Origin of the sequence: Burkholderia sp. lig30 (assembly GCF_000687455.2) — a bacterium.
GTDB lineage: Bacteria > Pseudomonadota > Gammaproteobacteria > Burkholderiales > Burkholderiaceae > Burkholderia.
The window spans coordinates 61,581-77,982 of record NZ_JGVW01000084.1; the positions used below are offsets into that span (position 1 = coordinate 61,581).

Sequence of the window (16,402 nt, forward strand, 5' to 3'; positions counted from 1 at the left end):
TCGGGGAATCTTGCTAGTCCGAGTTGCTGTATTTTCGTGTTATAAAGCCGTGCGCACAACCCATTTCGAACGGAATAAGCCGATCGCATATCAGGCGGCCCTCGCGGCCGAGCCGCAGCGAGGAAAGCATCGCTTCAGATGAAAAAAGGTTTTTACACCATCATGGCCGCGCAGTTTTTCTCGTCGCTGGCCGACAATGCGCTTCTCATCGCCGCCATCGCCCTGCTGAAAGATCTGCACGCTCCCAACTGGATGACACCGCTGCTCAAGCTGTTCTTCGTGTTGTCCTACGTCGTGCTGGCGGCGTTCGTCGGGGCTTTCGCGGATTCGCGCCCGAAGGGGCGCGTGATGTTCATCACCAACTCGATCAAGGTCGTCGGCTGCCTCACCATGCTGCTCGGCGCGCATCCGCTGTTCGCATACGGAGTCGTCGGCTTCGGCGCAGCGGCCTACTCGCCCGCGAAGTATGGCATTCTCACCGAGCTGCTGCCGGCCGACCGGCTCGTCGCGGCGAACGGCTGGATCGAGGGCACGACCGTCAGCTCGATCATCCTCGGCACGGTGCTGGGCGGCGCGCTGATCAGCCCTCACATCGCGTCGCACGTGATCGCGCACACCCCGGCGTCGATCAACACGCCCGCCGAAGCGGCGATGCTGGTCATCATGGCGATCTACGTGATCGCCGCGCTGTTCAACCTGCGGATTCCCGACACCGGCGCACGCTACCCGCGGCAGCAGCACGGCCCGATCAAGCTCATCAGCGACTTCGCTGACTGCTTCACGTCGCTCTGGCACGACAAGCTCGGCCAGATCTCGCTTGCCGTCACGACGCTCTTCTGGGGCGCGGGCGCGACGCTGCAGTTCATCGTGCTGAAGTGGGCCGAGGTGTCGCTCGGCATGTCGCTGTCCGAAGGCGCGATCCTGCAGGCGGTCGTCGCGGTCGGCGTCGCCGGGGGCGCGATCGCCGCGGCCGGCCGGATTCCGCTGAAAAAATCGCTCACGGTGCTGCCCGTCGGGATCATGATGGGCATCGCGGTGATGCTGATGGCGTTCTACACGCGCGACCTGTTCCCGTCGGACTGGGTCGTCCACGTCGGCCACCTGCGCGTGCCCGTCTATCTGCTGATCGCCTACCTGTTCCTGATGGTGGTCGGCGCGCTATCGGGCTACTTTGTGGTGCCGATGAACGCGCTGCTGCAGCATCGCGGCCATGTGTTGCTGTCGGCCGGCCACTCGATCGCCGTGCAGAACTTCAACGAGAATCTGTCGGTGCTCGTGATGCTGTGCCTGTATGCGGTGCTCGTGTGGCTCGACGTGCCGGTCGGCGTCGTGATCGTGCTGTTCGGCACGTTCGTCTGCCTGACGATGTGGCTCGTGATCCGCCGTCACCAGGCAAACCAGCGCCAGTTCGACTCGGTCGCGCTGATCGGCGAGTCGAAGCACTGAGCCGGCTCCCGCTACACTGTCTCCTGTCCGATTCTCCGTGCCGGTTCGCCCGAACCGGCACTTCGCCATCATGACGCACCCGATTCCCAACGTTCTCACGATCGCCGGCTCCGACTCCGGCGGCGGCGCCGGCATCCAGGCAGACCTGAAGACGTTCTCCGCGCTCGGCGCCTATGGTGCGAGCGTGATCACCGCGCTGACCGCGCAGAACACGCAGGGCGTGACCGGCGTGCACGCGCCCGACGCCGCATTCGTGACCGCGCAGCTCGACGCGGTGTTCGGCGACATCCGCATCGACGCGGTGAAGATCGGCATGCTGGCGAACGCGGCGATCGTCCGCGCGGTGGCCGACGCGCTGCGGCGCCATGCGCCCCGCTACGTGGTGCTGGATACGGTGATGATCTCGAAAAGCGCGCACGCGCTGCTCGCGCCGGACGCGGTCGACGCGCTGCGCGACGAGCTGCTGCCGCTCGCGAGCGTCGTCACGCCGAACCTGCCCGAAGCAGCGGCGCTGCTCGGCGAAGCGGCGGCCGTCACCGAGGACGACATGGTGCGCCAGGGTCGGGCGCTGCTGAAAGCCGGCGCGCAGGCCGTGCTGATGAAGGGCGGCCACCTGCCGGATGCGGCGGCGAGCCCCGACTGGCTCGTCGACGCGGCGCATGCGCTCAGGCTCGACGGCGCACGCGTGCCGGTCAGCAACACGCACGGCACCGGCTGCACGCTGTCGTCGGCGATCGCGGCGCTGCTGCCGCGACATGCGGATCTCGACAGCGCCGTATCCGCGGCCAAGGCATACCTGACCGGCGCGATCGCCGCCAGCGGCCAGCTCGACGTCGGCCACGGCGTCGGCCCGGTCCATCACTTTTACCGCTGGTGGTAAGCGCGCGCTGACGCGCCGTCAACTCGCCGCGAACGCCGCCGCCCGCACGGGCCAGTCGTCGGGCACGACGAAGCCGCGCGCCGTTTCGCGCCATGCGCCGTCGTCCGCTCGCCGGTAGACGCCGATCAGCGCCGGCGCCTCGCGCGCCGCGAGCGTCTCCGGCACGCCGCCAGCCGCGTCGTCGAACGGCTCGATCGTACCGCCCGCGGCGATGCGTCGCGGCGCGAGCCAGGCCAGTCGAGACAGCACCGCCCATCCCGCCCCATTGCCCTGCTCGGCCGCCCACGCGCGCCATTGCGCATGCGTCACCCAGAAGCCGCGCGGGTGATCCGGCGCGATTTCCGGACTCACGCGGGGAATCGGCTCGCCGTGCGGATAGAACAGCCAGCCCTTGACGAACATCTGCGCGTCGTGCGGCGCGCCGTAGCCGAGCAGCGCGAACGCGTCACGCTCGCTCAGCCGCAACTGATGGCCAATCAGCCGCTCGCGCTTGCGGTCGAAGCGGTCGACGAGGTTCGGCCCGACGAAATCGGCGAGCGACGCCATGTCGCCGTGCGCCGGCGCGCACAGGTAGCACTTCACGGCCAGCTCCCAGTGCAGCCGGCGCCCGCCGGGCGCATCGATCAGGAAATCGACTTCGCCGAGCGTGTGCCCGTTGCTGCGCAGCGCGAGGTTCGCCACGACGAGCCGCAACACCGGGCCGTACGTCAGGAAATATTCGAGCAGGCATTCCGCATAGCGGCCGAGCCGCACCGGCCGCAGCCCGTCGAGCGCGCGATGCAGCGGCCCGGGCGCCGCGTCGAGCGCGGCGAGCCACGCCTGCACCGCCGCGCGCTCCGCGTCATCGGCCCACGGGTTCGCGAGCGGCGCGCCGGGCGCGGCAGTCAACAGACCCGGGCTGGCTAGCAGCCACGCCAGATCGCGTACCGCGGCATCGCGCAGCGTCTCGACGAACGACAGCGCGGCGGCGGCTGTCATTGCCCGGATGGGTCGTCCTGCGTGCCGCCCGCGGCGCGGAACGTGTCGCGCGCGAGGCACAGGTCGGCCCAGGCCTTCGACTTGTCCTGCAGGCTGCGCAGCAGATACGCCGGGTGATAGGTGACGATCACCGGCACGCCCTCGTACGCATGCACGCGGCCGCGCAGCGACGCGATGCTCGCGTCCGTCTTCAGCAGCGTTTGCGCGGCGAACCGGCCGAGCGCGACGATCAGCTTCGGCCTGACGAGCGCGACCTGCCGCTGCAGGTACGGCTCGCAACGGGCGACCTCGTCCGGCTCCGGGTTGCGGTTGCCCGGCGGGCGGCACTTGATCACGTTGGCGATATAGACGTTGTCGCCACGCTTGAGCGACAGCGATTGCAGCATGTTGTCGAGCAGCTTGCCCGCCTGGCCGACGAACGGCTCGCCCTGCTTGTCCTCGTTCTCGCCGGGTGCCTCGCCGATCAGCATCCAGTCCGCTTCGCGGTCGCCGACGCCGAACACGGTGTTGGTCCGCTTCTCGCACAGGCCGCAGCGCGTGCAGTCGGCCACGCGCGCGGCGAGCGCGTCCCAGTCGAGTTCGGTCACGGGCGGCTCGGCCGGGCGCGCCGCAGCGGGTGGTGCCGGATCGGCCGGCGGCGCAGCGTCGAACCACGCGAAATCGTCTTCTTCGAGCGGCGGTGCGGCATCGAACGGCGGCGGGAAATCCTCTGCGGGCACGGCGGAGGCATCGACTACAGCGCGCTCCACCGGGCGTGCAGCGGACGGCCGCGCATCGGCCTGAGGCGTCGCGCGTCGCATCTCCGTCGGCTCGACTGCCGGCACGGTCGCATTGACCTCGCGCGGTCGGGCATCGGTCAGTGCGTCGGCCTCACCAGCCGGCAGCGACGCATTGCCTGGCACCGGCGCATCGGCCGCATGCCGCACCTCGCCAGCCGGCACAAACATTCCGGCCCCGCGCGGCACAGCATGTGCCGCCGGCACGGCTGCCGGCGGTGGCGGCACGTCACGCGCAGACGCGACGTCGGCCGCCCCGATGGCCATCGAGGCCGTCGCGGCAGCAGGCCTGGGCGCGCCCGAATCCGGCGCGGCATCCGGTCCGCCCGATCGCACCGCCTCGTCCGTCCGCCTCCCGCGCCGCACCCAGACATGAGCGAGGCCCATCTCCTCGAGCACCGCCTCAGCCCACGCCATGCTCGCCTCCGTCCTTGTTCAGCGTCAGACGCATCACGATCGCGTCCTCCCGGCCATGATGCCGGGCCGGGTAATAATTCTTGCGGCGGCCGATCGTGACGAAGCCGAAACGCTCGTAGAGGCGGATGGCGCGCGGATTGGACGGCCGCACCTCGAGCAGCACGCCGTCGAGCCTCTCCGCGCGGGTGATGCGCGCCGCCTCGCGCAACAGCGCGAGCCCGGCCCCCGTGCATTGCGCAGCCGGCGCGACGCACACGTTGAGCAGATGCATCTCGTCGATCACCGGCATCAGCACGCAGTAGCCGACGAGCGTGCCCGTCACGTGGCGCAGGCACACGCCGAAATAGCCGTTGCGCAGCGAATCCTCGAAATTGCCGCGGCTCCACGGAAACTCGTACGCGACACGCTCGATCTCGACCACCTCGTCGAGATCCGAATCCGTCATCGGCGACAGATACCGGTCGCTCAGCAGCACGCCCGTCATTTCGGCGCTCCGGCCGGATGCAGCGCCCGCGCGGCCATCCGTTCGGCCGTGGTCTGCGCGACCTTGTTGCGGATGTACTCGGGCGCGGCCTGATCGGCGGGCACGGTGCGCCCGGCGCGGTACGCGCGCAACGCCAGATGCGCAATCGGCACCGCATGCGGCAGCGCGTCGGCGTCGATCGCCGCCGCACGCGCGGCGGCAGGCAGTTGCGCGCCGAACGCGGCCGCTGCGTTACCCGCGAGCGTAAACGGCGCGTCGGGCACCCCGACCGCGCCCGGCGCGTCGAGCGCGGCCGCGTGCAGCGTGCGCCATTCGCCGGCGGCATCGTCCCATGCGAAATCGGCCCAATAGACTTCGTCCATCCGCGCATCGAGCGCGGCGAGCACGCGCGCCGTGCCGGGCGCGCGCAGCCGCGCGTGCTCGGCGCATGCGAGCAGCGTGCCGACCGGCACGACCGGCAGCGCGCGCCCGAACGCGAGGCCCTGGGCGATGCCGGTCGCGGTGCGCAGGCCGGTAAACGAGCCCGGCCCGGCGCCGAACGCGATCGCGTCACAGTCGGCGAGCGTGAGCCCGGATTCGGCGAACACTTCGCGAATCGCCGGCAGCACGCGCGTGCTCGACACGGCGCCCGTCAGTTCGTGGCGGACCCAGCATTGTGGGGAGGAATCAGCGCCGGCGGCCGTGGCCGAGCGCAGCAAGGCGACCGAGCAGTATTCGGTCGACGTATCGATGGCGAGGAGCACTGTTTGCGTCATGGCCGACATTGTAATGCCGCGCCCCGCTCCCACGGGCGATCCGCACGGATCGCCGCCCTCACCCGGCGCACGGCGTCGTTTGGAAGGATCGCTCGACCCGCCGCGCCGACGCGCTTGCTAAGATCGTTCGACTCGAACCCTTAATGGAGACACCCGATGAGCGACCTCACCGCCCACTTCAACCAGGCCCAGATCGACGTCAAGGCGCTGACCGAGCGCCCCGGCAACCTGACGCTGCTGCGCCTCTACGCGCTCTTCAAGCAGGCGACCGACGGCGACGCTCACGGCGACAAGCCGGGCTTCACCGATATCGTCGGCAAGTACAAGTACGACGCGTGGGAAGCGCTCAAGGGCACCGCCCCCGATGCAGCAAAACAACAATATGTCGAACTCGTCGAATCGCTGAAGAACGGCACGGCGTCCTGAGCGCCCGCCCACGCAATTCAACGATTGGGGTGGCGCAGCGCAGCAAGAATCGCTATAATGCCGGCTGCGTCACATCCGACTCCGGCCCACTTGGCCGATACGGCCAGACGCCTCGTAGCGTTAAGCTCCAATCCGGTTTAGAACCTGTCCCCTCCTGCTTCGGCCTCGCTGGCCGTCAATTATCAGGCTGGCGGCACCGCCCCCAGGGCGCGCCGCACCCAAAACAGCTTCTAGCCTCATCCGCCGCATGTCCGGCGGATTGCACCCGTTTCCCGATTTGCTCGCTGAATCCGACGACTTGGGTATGCGCGATTGGCGCCGACGTTTCACCCACTGTGTTTCAAGGATTGTTATGACTTCGAGCATCAACCCCAGCCCGCTCAACGCGATCGCCGATCAGGCGCTCGGCCTCGACGACGCAGCGCCGGCCGCAGCCGCGCCGGCCGCCGACGAGCCGACCTTCGCGTCGCTCGGGCTGTCTCCGGAGATCGTCTCCGCGCTGGAGGCCGCCGGCTACGTGAAGCCGACGCCGGTTCAGCAGCGCGCGATTCCGGCGGGCATCGCCGGGCGCGATCTGCTGGTGTCGAGCCCGACCGGCTCGGGCAAGACGGCCGCCTTCATGCTGCCCGCGATCGAGCGTTTCGCGCAGCTGCAGAAGGCGCAGGCGCAACAGCCGCGCACGCCGCGCGAGCCGAACGGCGGCGATCGCCGCGGCCGCCGCCCGCAGCCGGTCGCACGCCCGGGCCTGCTCGTGCTGACGCCGACCCGCGAGCTCGCGATGCAGGTCACGACGGCCGCCACGACCTACGGCAAGCACCTGCGCCGCCTGCGCACGGTCAGCATCCTCGGCGGCGTGGCCTACGGCCAGCAGCTGATGCTGCTCGCCAAGAACCCGGAAATCCTCGTCGCGACGCCGGGCCGCCTGCTCGACCATCTGGAGCGCGGCCGCATCGACCTGTCCGAGCTGAAGATGCTCGTCCTCGACGAAGCTGACCGCATGCTCGACATGGGCTTCATCGACGACATCGAGACGATCGTCGCGGCGACGCCGGAATCGCGTCAGACGATGCTGTTCTCGGCAACGCTCGACGGCAAGATCGGCTCGCTGACGAGCCGCCTGCTGAAGGACCCGGAGCGTATCGAGATCACGCAGCGCCTCGAGTCGCGCACGAACATCGCGCAAAGCGTGCACTACGTCGACGACCGCGATCACAAGGATCGCCTGCTCGACCACCTGCTGCGCGACGACGCGCTCGACCAGGCGATCATCTTCACCGCAACGAAGATCGACGCCGACCAGCTCGCCGGCCGTCTCGCGGACGCGGGCTTCGAGTCCGCCGCGCTGCACGGCGACCTGCCGCAAGGCGCGCGCAACCGCACGATCCGCGCGCTGCGCGAGCGCCGCGTGCGCGTGCTGGTCGCAACGGACGTCGCGGCGCGCGGGATCGACATCCCGGGCATCACGCACGTGTTCAACTACGACCTGCCGAAGTTCGCCGAAGACTACGTGCACCGCATCGGCCGTACCGGCCGCGCGGGCCGCTCGGGCATCGCGGTGAGCCTCGTGCATCACGCCGAGCAAGGCGCGCTCAAGCGCATCGAGCGTTTCGTGCGCGCGCCGCTGCCCGTCAACGTGGTCGAAGGCTTCGAGCCGCGCAAGGCGCCGCCGCGCAACGATCGCGGCCCGGGCCGCGGCCGCCCCGGCGGCAATGGCGGCAATGGCGGCCGTCGCTTCGGCGGCAAGCCGGGCAGCAGCGGTCACAGCAACGGCCGCCAGGGATACGGCGGCAATGGCGGCAACGGCGGCGGCTGGAGCGGCAAGCCGGGCGGCAGCCGCGAAGGCTACGGCGGCGGCCGCCGCAGCGACGGCCAGCGCAGCCCGCGTCGCGGCAATTCCGCGTCGTAAAGGCCTGCGGGCGGCGCAGTTCGGCCGCCCGTCGCCCCCGCGATGACAGCCAACCGGTGCTTCGGCACCGGTTTTTTTTTGCCCACAGAAAATTTCACGATGCGAAAAAAATTTCTGCGTCGTAAAAATCATGTTGCGTGGCACAACCCGTGCCATTGCAGCATGGAAAAATACGTTTCTCATTGCAAAACAGTCACAATAAATACCTGATTTAAAAGTATAAAAATTTTATACACTTCCTGAAAAAGCCGCTGTATCGCACCATCGGAGTTGCCTAGACTCTTATACAAGACATCACAAAACGGAACGCCGCTCTCCGCCCCGCTTCGTGGATCGCCGCACCATCGGATTCATCACTTCAGGCAACACGCACTTCAAGGAGCACACCATGTCGCGTCAGCAACAGGCACTGGAATTGCAGAAGCAATGGGAAACCGATCCGCGCTGGAAGGGCATCAAGCGCGCGTACACGGCGGAAGACGTGATCCGTCTGCGCGGCTCGGTTCAGATCGAGCACACGCTTGCCAGGCGCGGCGCCGAAAAGCTGTGGAGCCTCGTGAACAACGAGCCGTTCGTCAACGCGCTCGGTGCGCTGACCGGCAACCAGGCAATGCAGCAGGTGAAGGCCGGCCTGAAGGCGATCTACCTGTCGGGCTGGCAAGTCGCAGGCGACGCGAACGTCGCGGGCGAAATGTACCCGGACCAGTCGCTGTACCCGGCGAACTCGGTGCCGCTCGTCGTCAAGCGCATCAACAACACGCTCACGCGCGCCGACCAGATCCAGTGGTCGGAAGGCAAGAACCCGGGCGACGAAGGCTACGTCGATTTCTTCGCGCCGATCGTCGCTGACGCGGAAGCCGGCTTCGGCGGCGTGCTGAACGCGTTCGAACTGATGAAGGCGATGATCGAAGCCGGCGCTTCGGGCGTCCACTTCGAGGATCAGCTCGCTTCGGTGAAGAAGTGCGGCCACATGGGCGGCAAGGTGCTCGTGCCCACGCGCGAAGCCGTGGCGAAGCTGTCGGCGGCGCGTCTCGCGGCCGACGTGATGGGCACGCCGACCGTGCTGGTCGCGCGCACCGACGCTGAAGCAGCCGACCTGATCACGTCCGACATCGACGACAACGACAAGCCGTTCCTGACGGGCGAGCGCACGGTCGAAGGCTTCTTCCGCACGAAGCCGGGCCTCGACCAGGCAATCTCGCGCGGCCTGGCCTACGCGCCGTATGCCGACCTGATCTGGTGCGAAACGGGCAAGCCGGATCTCGAGTACGCGAAGAAGTTCGCGGAAGCGATCCACAAGCAATTCCCGGGCAAGCTGCTGTCGTACAACTGCTCGCCGTCGTTCAACTGGAAGAAGAACCTCGACGACGCAACGATCGCGAAGTTCCAGAAGGAGCTCGGCGCGATGGGCTACAAGTTCCAGTTCATCACGCTGGCCGGCTTCCATGCGCTGAACTACTCGATGTTCAACCTCGCGCACGGCTATGCCCGCACGCAGATGAGCGCATTCGTCGAACTGCAGCAAGCCGAGTTCGCGGCTGCCGAAAAGGGCTTCACCGCGGTCAAGCACCAGCGCGAAGTCGGTACCGGCTACTTCGACGCCGTCACGCAGACGGTCGAGCGCGAAGCGTCGACGACCGCCCTGCACGGCTCGACCGAAGACGAGCAGTTCTTCGAGGGCAACAAGGTCGCGTAAGACGCCACACGGCGTCGTGCCGACGCCCGCCGGTCATGCGACGGCGCGGCGTCGGCGTTCGTCCGGGACGATGAACAGGGGGAGGCGGCCTGACGTGCGCGGTTGCCGGGCGCACGATCGGCCGCGCGGCCTGCGGGCCGCACACGACATTGCGCGCCGGCCCCTGCCCGGCGCGTCTTTTGCTCCGCCCGCAACGCCTATCGATAGACGATCACCGGAATTTTCGTATGGGTCAGCACGCGCTGCGTCTCGCTTCCGATCAGGAGGCTGCCCAGCCCGCGCCGGCCGTGCGACGCCATGAAGATCACGTCGCAGCCGCCGCGTTCGGCCGCTTCGATGATGCCGAGATACGGCGACGGATGCACGCTCGTCCAGCTGTCGCATTCGACCCCCGCCTGCTGCGCGGCCGACTTCACTTCGTCGAGATGCGCACGTGCCTCACGCTCGCTGCGCGCCCTGAAATCGGCGGGCGGCTCGATGATCACCTCGGAAAACGGCGAGTAAGGATATTGCGGCAGGCAGGCGTAGGCGGTCACGCGCGCGCCGACCGCACGGGCCAGATCGATCGCGCCATCGATCGCCTTTTTCGACAGATCGGTGCCGTCGGTGGGAACGAGGATGTGCTTGAACATCGCGGCCTCCATCGGCAATCGCACCCGGTGTGCCATGCCGCCGCACGCCGCGGCCATGACGCACCCGGTGTTCCTGCTTCGATTGTAGTGTGCGAAAACCCGCCGCCCGCCCGGGCAGCGGGTTCGCCCTCATATCGAAAACACGCGGGCGCCGCCCCGGCCCAGGCTTCACCCCCAATAACCCGGCCGCTCGTACGTGTGCTTCAGGTAGTCGAGAAAGAGCCGCACGCGCAGCGGCAAGTGGCGCCGCTGCGGAAACACCGCGTGGATGCCGATCGGCGGGGCGGCGAACGCATCGAGCACGCTGACGAGTCGCCCGGCCGCGATGTCCGCCCCGACTTCCCACCACGAACGCCATGCAAGACCATGCCCTGCAACGCACCATTCGCGCAGCACGGCGCCGTCCGAGCATTCCATCGTGCCGCTCACGCGGATCGACACGGGCTTGCCATCCTCCAGGAACGACCAGCCGCGCTGCTGGTTCGCGTTCGCGGCGAGCGCGAGACAGTTGTGGCGGGCCAGTTCCGCGAGCGTCTGCGGCGTGCCGCGCCGCGCCAGGTACGCAGGCGACGCGACGCACACGCGGCGATTCTCGCCGAGCTTCAGCGACACCAGCGACGAATCGGCCAATGCGCCGAGCCGGACCGCACAGTCGAAGCCCTCGTTGACGAGGTCGACCATCCGGTCGGACAGGTCGAGCGTCACCGAGACGTCCGGATGCGCGCCCGTGAAATCGGGCACGAGGGGCGCGACGTGACGCCGCCCGAAACCGGCCGGCGCGGAAATCCGCAGATGGCCGCTCGCCTTGACCCCGCCCGCGGACACGCTCGCCTCGGCGTTCTGCATGTCGTGGATGATGCGCTGGCAATCCTCGAGGAATGCCGAGCCTTCGAACGTCAGCGTGAGCTTGCGCGTCGTGCGCACGAGGAGCTTCACGCCGAGCCGCTCTTCGAGCGCGTCGAGACGGCGGCCGATGATCGCGGGTGCGACCCCTTCCGCATGCGCCGCCGCCGACAGGCTGCCTTTCGCCGCGACCGCGGCGAACGTTTCGATTTGCTTGAACCGGTCCATGCATCGGGCGGGCGGCATTGGCCGCCCGGTCAGGTTGACGGAAACCGCCCCAGATTAGGTATGTAAAAGTAAAAGATCAAGTGATGTTTAGAGACTTTTTCGCCGATGGCGATCATTAATAGAATCGTCATTGACCGCTGAACATGGAGCGCAACGCGATGTCGGCCACCACGGCACTCTCCCCCCGAGCCATCCTCTTCGACGCATACGGCACGCTGTTCGACGTGCATGCGGTCGTGGCCGCGGCGGAGCAGCTGTTCCCCGGGCACGGCGAGCGGCTGTCGCAGCTGTGGCGGCGCAAGCAGCTCGAGTATTCGCAGCTTCGCACGCTGGCCGATCCCGCCGGCAGCCGCTACCGGCCGTTCTGGGACGTCACGCTCGACGCGCTGCGCTTTTCCGCCCGATCGCTCGGCCTCGCGCTCGACGGTACCGCCGAGAAGCGGCTGATGGACGAATACGCGTGCCTGTCGAGCTACCCCGACGCGGTGCCCGCGCTGCGCGAGCTGCGCGCGCGCGCGCCGCGGCCGCAGCTCGCGATCCTGTCGAACGGCAATCCGCAGATGCTCGACATCGCGATCAAGAGCGCCGGGATGAACGGCCTGTTCGACCGCGTGCTGTCGGTCGACGCGGTGCGCGCATACAAGCCGAGCGCGGCCGCGTATGCGCTGGGCACCGACGCGTTCGGCGCCCCGCCGCGCGACATCGTGTTCGTCTCGTCGAACGGATGGGACGTGACGGGCGCCGGCTGGTTCGGCTACACGACGTTCTGGCTCAATCGCACCGGCGCGCCGCCCGAGGAACTGGGCGCACCGCCCGACGGCACCGGTGCCGGCATGGCCGACCTGCTCGCCTTCCTCGCCGCCCCGGCTTCGCCAGGCAGGCATGCGAACCGCGCGCGCCCCGGCCCGGGCGCGTGACGCACGCATCGCTGCCGGCCTTTCCCGCTTTACCGAAATTGCAATGACCACCAAGGAGATGACACTCATGACCACCACGCTCACGCTGCCGCAAGGCATGGCGATCACCGGCGAAATCAAGCCGGGCTACGAAGCGATCCTGACGCCCGACGCACTCGAGCTCGTCGCGACGCTGCATCGCACGTTCGAATCGCGCCGCCAGGCGCTCCTGCAAGTGCGCGCCGAGCGCACGAAGCGCCTCGACGCCGGCGAGCGCCCCGATTTCCTGGCCGACACGAAGGCCATCCGCGAAGGCGACTGGAAGGTTGCGGCACTTCCCGCCGACCTGCAGTGCCGCCGCGTCGAAATCACCGGCCCGGTCGAGCGCAAGATGATCATCAACGCGCTGAACTCGGGCGCCGATTCGTACATGACGGACTTCGAGGATTCGAACGCGCCGAGCTGGACGAACCAGATCGACGGCCAGATCAACCTGCGCGACGCCGTGCGCCGCACGATCTCGCTCGAGCAGAACGGCAAGTCGTACAAGCTGAACGACAAGATCGCGACGCTGATCGTGCGTCCGCGCGGCTGGCACCTCGACGAGAAGCACGTGACGGTCGACGGCCAGCGCGTGTCCGGCGGCATCTTCGATCTCGCGCTCTACCTGTTCCACAACGCGAAGGAACTGATCGCGCGCGGCTCCGGCCCGTACTTCTACCTGCCGAAGATGGAAAGCCACCTGGAGGCACGCCTCTGGAACGACATCTTCATCGCCGCGCAGGAGCGCGTCGGCATTCCGCGCGGCACGATCCGCGCGACGGTGCTGATCGAGACGATCCTCGCCGCGTTCGAGATGGACGAAATCCTCTATGAACTGCGCGAGCACAGCTCGGGCCTGAACGCGGGCCGCTGGGACTACATCTTCTCGGCGATCAAGAAGTTCAAGAACGACCGCGACTTCTGCCTCGCGGACCGCTCGAAGATCACGATGACGGTGCCGTTCATGCGCGCGTACGCGTTGCTGCTGCTCAAGACCTGCCACAAGCGCAACGCGCCGGCGATCGGCGGCATGAGCGCGCTGATCCCGATCAAGAACGACCCGGAAGCGAACGACAAGGCGATGGCCGGCGTGCGCGCGGACAAGGCGCGCGACGCGACCGACGGCTACGACGGCGGCTGGGTCGCGCACCCGGGCCTCGTGCCGCTCGCGATGGAGGAATTCGTCAAGGTGCTCGGCGACAAGCAGAACCAGATCGGCAAGCAGCGCGACGACGTGCAGATCGAAGGTCGTGACCTGCTCAACTTCCAGCCGGAAGCGCCGATCACCGAGGCTGGCCTGCGCAACAACATCAACGTGGGCATCCACTATCTCGGCTCTTGGCTCGCGGGCAACGGCTGCGTGCCGATCCACAACCTGATGGAAGACGCGGCGACGGCCGAGATCTCCCGCTCGCAGGTGTGGCAGTGGATCCGCTCGCCGAAGGGCACGCTCGAGGACGGCCGCAAGGTCACGGCCGAGCTCGTGCGCGACTACGCGAAGGTCGAGCTCGAGAACGTCAAGAAGACGGTCGGCGGCGACACGACGCCGTATGAGCGCGCCGCGGTGATCTTCGAACAGATGTCGACGTCGGAGACGTTCACCGAATTCCTCACGCTGCCGCTCTACGAGGAAATCTGACCGCGCAGCGGCGCGAAGCGCAGTCGGCTTCGCGCGCTGGTCGTCACAGCGAAGAAGCGCCCCTCGGGGCGCTTCTTCGTTTACGGACTCGGCCGGGAGCCGGTGTCACGCGCTCGCGGGCTCGCGCCGACACTTGACCCAGCCGCCCGATTCGATGTGCGGCATGCCCGCTGCCGCATGCGGCGCAACGGGCTCATTGCCGCGTTAGGTCAGCGGCGCGTCGCTGACCAGCACGCCGTCCGCATCAGCATAGATCCACTCGCCCGGTGCGATCCGCGTGCCGAGCACCGTGACGGGCACGTCGCATTCGCCGACGCCGCGCTTGTCGCTCTTGCGCGGATGCGTCGCGAGCGCGAGCACGCCGACGTTGCACGCGTTCAGTTCATCCGAATCGCGCACGCATCCGTTCACCACGATCCCGGCCCAGTGGTTCTTCTCAGCCAGTGCGCCGAGATTGCCGCCGACGAGCGCGCAGCGCATGCTGCCGCCGCCGTCGACGACCAGCACGCGGCCCGCGCCGTCCTGCTCGAGCGCGGCGCGCACCAGTGTGTTGTCCTCGAACAGCTTCAGCGTCGCGACCGGGCCGGCAAAGCGTGCCGTGCCGCCATACGCGCGCAGCGCCGGCTCGAGCACGCGCAGCGTGCCGGCTGCGAGCTTGTCTTCATGGGCGTCGCAAAGATCGGTTGTCGCAAAGGTCATGTCGTCGTCTCCTGTCGACCAAGGTTAATGCGCTAGCAGTAATTGCTGGTCCGATGCAAAGCTGTCGACCAGAGTCAATTCGAAGCTCGCATTATCGACCGAAAAATTCCCGACGCGCACCCAGACGCGCGCCCTTCTACAATGACGGCATCGTCCCGCGTCGCCAAGCCGCACCTGATCTCCCCCATGAATCCGTCCGCTCGGGCCGCCGTCCCTGTCCATATCGACGTCATCGACATTCCGCCGGAATTCGCGCCGACGGACGTCCACCCGATGCGGGTGCGCGCGCGTCCGCTCGCCGCAGGCGTACGGGTGCCGCGCCACACGCACGCGTGGGCGCAGATGGCGTATGCGTCGCGCGGCGTGCTGCGCGTCGCGACCGCCGGCACGACATGGATGGTGCCGCCATCGCGCGCGATCTGGGTGCCGCCGCACGTCACGCACGAAGTCGTGGTCGTCGAGGACGCGTACCTGCGCACGCTGTACGTCGACGAATCGGTCGTGCCGGACGGTCTCGATGCGTGCCGCGTCGTCGAAGTGTCGGGCCTGCTGCGCGAACTGATCGTCGCGCTCGACGCACGCGAGCTGGGCGCCACGCGAGAGCGCCTGCTTTGCGCACTCGTGCTCGACGAGCTGAGTCACGCAGAACCGCTGCCGCTCGCGGTGCCGATGCCCGACGAAAAGCGGCTGCGCATGTTGTGCGAAGCCGTGCTCGCACAACCCGCGCACGTGGAATCGCTCGAACACTGGGCGGCCGAAGTCGGCGCCAGCACGCGCACGATTTCCCGTCTGTTCAAGCACGAGCTGGGAGTGAGCTTTTCGCAATGGCGGCAGCAGGCGCTGCTCGCGCGGGCGATTCCGCTGCTGAACCAGGGACGCCCGCTGTCGCATATCGCACGCGAACTCGGCTATCAAAGCCAGAGTGCGTTTTCCGCGATGTTCCGGCGTGCATTCGGTGAAAGCCCGCGCGCGTTCATGCTGCGCGGTCAGGAACCGCCGCCCGGCGAAACGCCGGCCGCGCACGGTGGGTTGCATGACAGCGAGGCCGGTGACGCAGCCGGAAGCTAGGAGCGATTCTCGCGTGTGGCGGGCGTGTGGCGGGCGTGTGGCGGGCGTGTGGCGGGCGTGTGGCGGGCTTGCGCCAGCCCCGCGACATGTCAGACCGGCCGCACCATACGGCGGATCGACCCGAGTTGCGCAAGCCGGGGACCTGAGACGCGATAACCCATGCGCAGGTAGAGGCGCGCAGCGGGGTTGTCGACGAACACCCGCAGTTGCAGCTCGCTCAGGCCGCGCGCTTTCGCCCAGCGGTGCGACGTCTCGAGCAGGTAGGTGCCCGCGCCCTTGCCGCGATGGCCGGCGGCGATCTGCACGTCGCGGATATGCAGCGAGTCACCCTCTTCGGTGATGCGCAGCATGCCGATGCGTTCGCCGTCGGCTTCGAGGATGAAGTTCTCCGATTCGCACCAGCTCGCATAGAACAGGTCGCCGCGCCAGACGAGGCCGTGGCGCTTGTAATAGCCGCCCATGTTGCCGTGCGTGAGCGCTTCGGCAAACGGAAAATCGCCGGGCTCTGCCGGACGAAGCTGAAAGACAAGTCGGAGGTCGGTAGGGTCGAGCATCGCGCGGCTATTGTTGACGCATGCCGTCACGATAGCG

General features: G+C 68.0%; 16 protein-coding genes. 8 read left to right on the plus strand and 8 right to left on the minus strand.

Annotated features, from left to right (window positions below; translation table 11 throughout):
* The first annotated feature begins 138 nt into the window (after positions 1–138).
* Together lplT and thiD are read left to right on the plus strand one after the other, a co-directional pair.
* On the plus strand, positions 139–1,446 hold the full coding sequence (gene lplT, locus LIG30_RS15135) for a lysophospholipid transporter LplT (RefSeq protein WP_038713430.1): 1,308 nt from the start codon (positions 139–141) through the stop codon (positions 1,444–1,446).
* A 70-nt stretch (positions 1,447–1,516) separates the two neighbouring features.
* Positions 1,517–2,326 (plus strand): bifunctional hydroxymethylpyrimidine kinase/phosphomethylpyrimidine kinase, encoded by an 810-nt coding sequence (thiD, locus tag LIG30_RS15140; RefSeq protein WP_038713431.1) that lies wholly within the window; start codon positions 1,517–1,519, stop codon positions 2,324–2,326.
* A gap of 18 nt (positions 2,327–2,344) precedes the next feature.
* Here the strand turns inward: thiD and LIG30_RS15145 are convergent, their stop codons facing one another.
* The 4 genes from LIG30_RS15145 to tsaB are packed head-to-tail and all read right to left on the minus strand — an operon-like array spanning position 2,345 to position 5,745.
* Positions 2,345–3,304: a DUF1853 family protein gene (locus tag LIG30_RS15145; protein WP_038713432.1), complete on the minus strand. Its 960-nt coding sequence runs from the start codon at positions 3,302–3,304 to the stop codon at positions 2,345–2,347.
* On the minus strand, positions 3,301–4,497 hold the full coding sequence (locus LIG30_RS15150) for a uracil-DNA glycosylase (protein ID WP_083494053.1): 1,197 nt from the start codon (positions 4,495–4,497) through the stop codon (positions 3,301–3,303). Before LIG30_RS15150 ends, LIG30_RS15145 begins: the two co-directional genes overlap by 4 nt.
* A complete protein-coding gene (gene rimI, locus LIG30_RS15155) occupies positions 4,484–4,981 on the minus strand; it encodes a ribosomal protein S18-alanine N-acetyltransferase (protein WP_038713433.1) in 498 nt (165 codons plus the stop codon). Before rimI ends, LIG30_RS15150 begins: the two co-directional genes overlap by 14 nt.
* Complete coding sequence (tsaB, locus tag LIG30_RS15160) at positions 4,978–5,745, minus strand: tRNA (adenosine(37)-N6)-threonylcarbamoyltransferase complex dimerization subunit type 1 TsaB (protein ID WP_038713434.1); 768 nt, start codon at positions 5,743–5,745, stop codon at positions 4,978–4,980. The genes rimI and tsaB overlap by 4 nt, the downstream gene beginning before the upstream one ends.
* Positions 5,746–5,892: 147 nt before the next feature.
* Between tsaB and LIG30_RS15165 the strand changes: the two genes are divergently transcribed.
* The 3 genes from LIG30_RS15165 to aceA all read left to right on the plus strand — a co-directional run bounded on the left by LIG30_RS15165 (position 5,893) and on the right by aceA (position 9,764).
* Positions 5,893–6,162, plus strand: coding sequence for an acyl-CoA-binding protein (locus LIG30_RS15165; RefSeq protein ID WP_038713435.1), 270 nt, complete (start codon positions 5,893–5,895; stop codon positions 6,160–6,162).
* A gap of 352 nt (positions 6,163–6,514) precedes the next feature.
* Positions 6,515–8,068, plus strand: a complete 1,554-nt coding sequence (locus LIG30_RS15170; RefSeq protein ID WP_038713436.1) for a DEAD/DEAH box helicase — start codon at positions 6,515–6,517, stop codon at positions 8,066–8,068.
* A 388-nt stretch (positions 8,069–8,456) separates the two neighbouring features.
* Positions 8,457–9,764, plus strand: a complete 1,308-nt coding sequence (gene aceA / locus LIG30_RS15175) for an isocitrate lyase (RefSeq protein ID WP_038713469.1) — start codon at positions 8,457–8,459, stop codon at positions 9,762–9,764.
* Between the two features lie 197 nt (positions 9,765–9,961).
* Here aceA and LIG30_RS15180 read toward each other — a convergent pair whose 3' ends face one another.
* A complete protein-coding gene (locus LIG30_RS15180) occupies positions 9,962–10,396 on the minus strand; it encodes a universal stress protein (RefSeq protein WP_038713470.1) in 435 nt (144 codons plus the stop codon).
* 168 nt (positions 10,397–10,564) lie between these two features.
* Positions 10,565–11,467 (minus strand): LysR family transcriptional regulator, encoded by a 903-nt coding sequence (locus tag LIG30_RS15185; RefSeq protein WP_038713437.1) that lies wholly within the window; start codon positions 11,465–11,467, stop codon positions 10,565–10,567.
* A 158-nt stretch (positions 11,468–11,625) separates the two neighbouring features.
* Between LIG30_RS15185 and LIG30_RS15190 the strand changes: the two genes are divergently transcribed.
* Both LIG30_RS15190 and aceB read left to right on the plus strand, forming a co-directional pair.
* Positions 11,626–12,384 carry a haloacid dehalogenase type II gene (locus LIG30_RS15190; RefSeq protein WP_038713471.1) on the plus strand — a complete coding sequence of 253 codons (759 nt, stop codon included), beginning with the start codon at positions 11,626–11,628 and terminating at the stop codon, positions 12,382–12,384.
* 67 nt (positions 12,385–12,451) lie between these two features.
* Positions 12,452–14,044, plus strand: a complete 1,593-nt coding sequence (gene aceB, locus LIG30_RS15195) for a malate synthase A (protein ID WP_038713472.1) — start codon at positions 12,452–12,454, stop codon at positions 14,042–14,044.
* 204 nt (positions 14,045–14,248) lie between these two features.
* Here the strand turns inward: aceB and rraA are convergent, their stop codons facing one another.
* The gene (gene rraA, locus LIG30_RS15200) at positions 14,249–14,743 is read right to left on the minus strand and encodes a ribonuclease E activity regulator RraA (RefSeq protein WP_038713438.1); all 495 of its coding nucleotides are present in this window, start codon (positions 14,741–14,743) and stop codon (positions 14,249–14,251) included.
* Positions 14,744–14,929: 186 nt separating this feature from the next.
* Here rraA and LIG30_RS15205 point away from each other — a divergent pair, with 186 nt between their 5' ends.
* Complete coding sequence (locus LIG30_RS15205) at positions 14,930–15,811, plus strand: AraC family transcriptional regulator (RefSeq protein ID WP_038713473.1); 882 nt, start codon at positions 14,930–14,932, stop codon at positions 15,809–15,811.
* Positions 15,812–15,900: 89 nt separating this feature from the next.
* Here the strand turns inward: LIG30_RS15205 and LIG30_RS15210 are convergent, their stop codons facing one another.
* Complete coding sequence (locus tag LIG30_RS15210) at positions 15,901–16,365, minus strand: GNAT family N-acetyltransferase (RefSeq protein WP_038713474.1); 465 nt, start codon at positions 16,363–16,365, stop codon at positions 15,901–15,903.
* Between the last annotated feature and the right edge of the window lie 37 nt (positions 16,366–16,402).

Coding starts and splice junctions, on each gene's coding strand:
- lplT (WP_038713430.1), top strand. CDS start 139: ATGAAAAAAGGTTTTTACACCATCATGGCCGCGCAGTTTTTCTCGTCG.
- thiD (WP_038713431.1), top strand. CDS start 1,517: ATGACGCACCCGATTCCCAACGTTCTCACGATCGCCGGCTCCGACTCC.
- LIG30_RS15145 (WP_038713432.1), bottom strand. CDS start 3,304: ATGACAGCCGCCGCCGCGCTGTCGTTCGTCGAGACGCTGCGCGATGCC.
- LIG30_RS15150 (WP_083494053.1), bottom strand. CDS start 4,497: ATGGCGTGGGCTGAGGCGGTGCTCGAGGAGATGGGCCTCGCTCATGTC.
- rimI (WP_038713433.1), bottom strand. CDS start 4,981: ATGACGGGCGTGCTGCTGAGCGACCGGTATCTGTCGCCGATGACGGAT.
- tsaB (WP_038713434.1), bottom strand. CDS start 5,745: ATGTCGGCCATGACGCAAACAGTGCTCCTCGCCATCGATACGTCGACC.
- LIG30_RS15165 (WP_038713435.1), top strand. CDS start 5,893: ATGAGCGACCTCACCGCCCACTTCAACCAGGCCCAGATCGACGTCAAG.
- LIG30_RS15170 (WP_038713436.1), top strand. CDS start 6,515: ATGACTTCGAGCATCAACCCCAGCCCGCTCAACGCGATCGCCGATCAG.
- aceA (WP_038713469.1), top strand. CDS start 8,457: ATGTCGCGTCAGCAACAGGCACTGGAATTGCAGAAGCAATGGGAAACC.
- LIG30_RS15180 (WP_038713470.1), bottom strand. CDS start 10,396: ATGTTCAAGCACATCCTCGTTCCCACCGACGGCACCGATCTGTCGAAA.
- LIG30_RS15185 (WP_038713437.1), bottom strand. CDS start 11,467: ATGGACCGGTTCAAGCAAATCGAAACGTTCGCCGCGGTCGCGGCGAAA.
- LIG30_RS15190 (WP_038713471.1), top strand. CDS start 11,626: ATGTCGGCCACCACGGCACTCTCCCCCCGAGCCATCCTCTTCGACGCA.
- aceB (WP_038713472.1), top strand. CDS start 12,452: ATGACCACCACGCTCACGCTGCCGCAAGGCATGGCGATCACCGGCGAA.
- rraA (WP_038713438.1), bottom strand. CDS start 14,743: ATGACCTTTGCGACAACCGATCTTTGCGACGCCCATGAAGACAAGCTC.
- LIG30_RS15205 (WP_038713473.1), top strand. CDS start 14,930: ATGAATCCGTCCGCTCGGGCCGCCGTCCCTGTCCATATCGACGTCATC.
- LIG30_RS15210 (WP_038713474.1), bottom strand. CDS start 16,365: ATGCTCGACCCTACCGACCTCCGACTTGTCTTTCAGCTTCGTCCGGCA.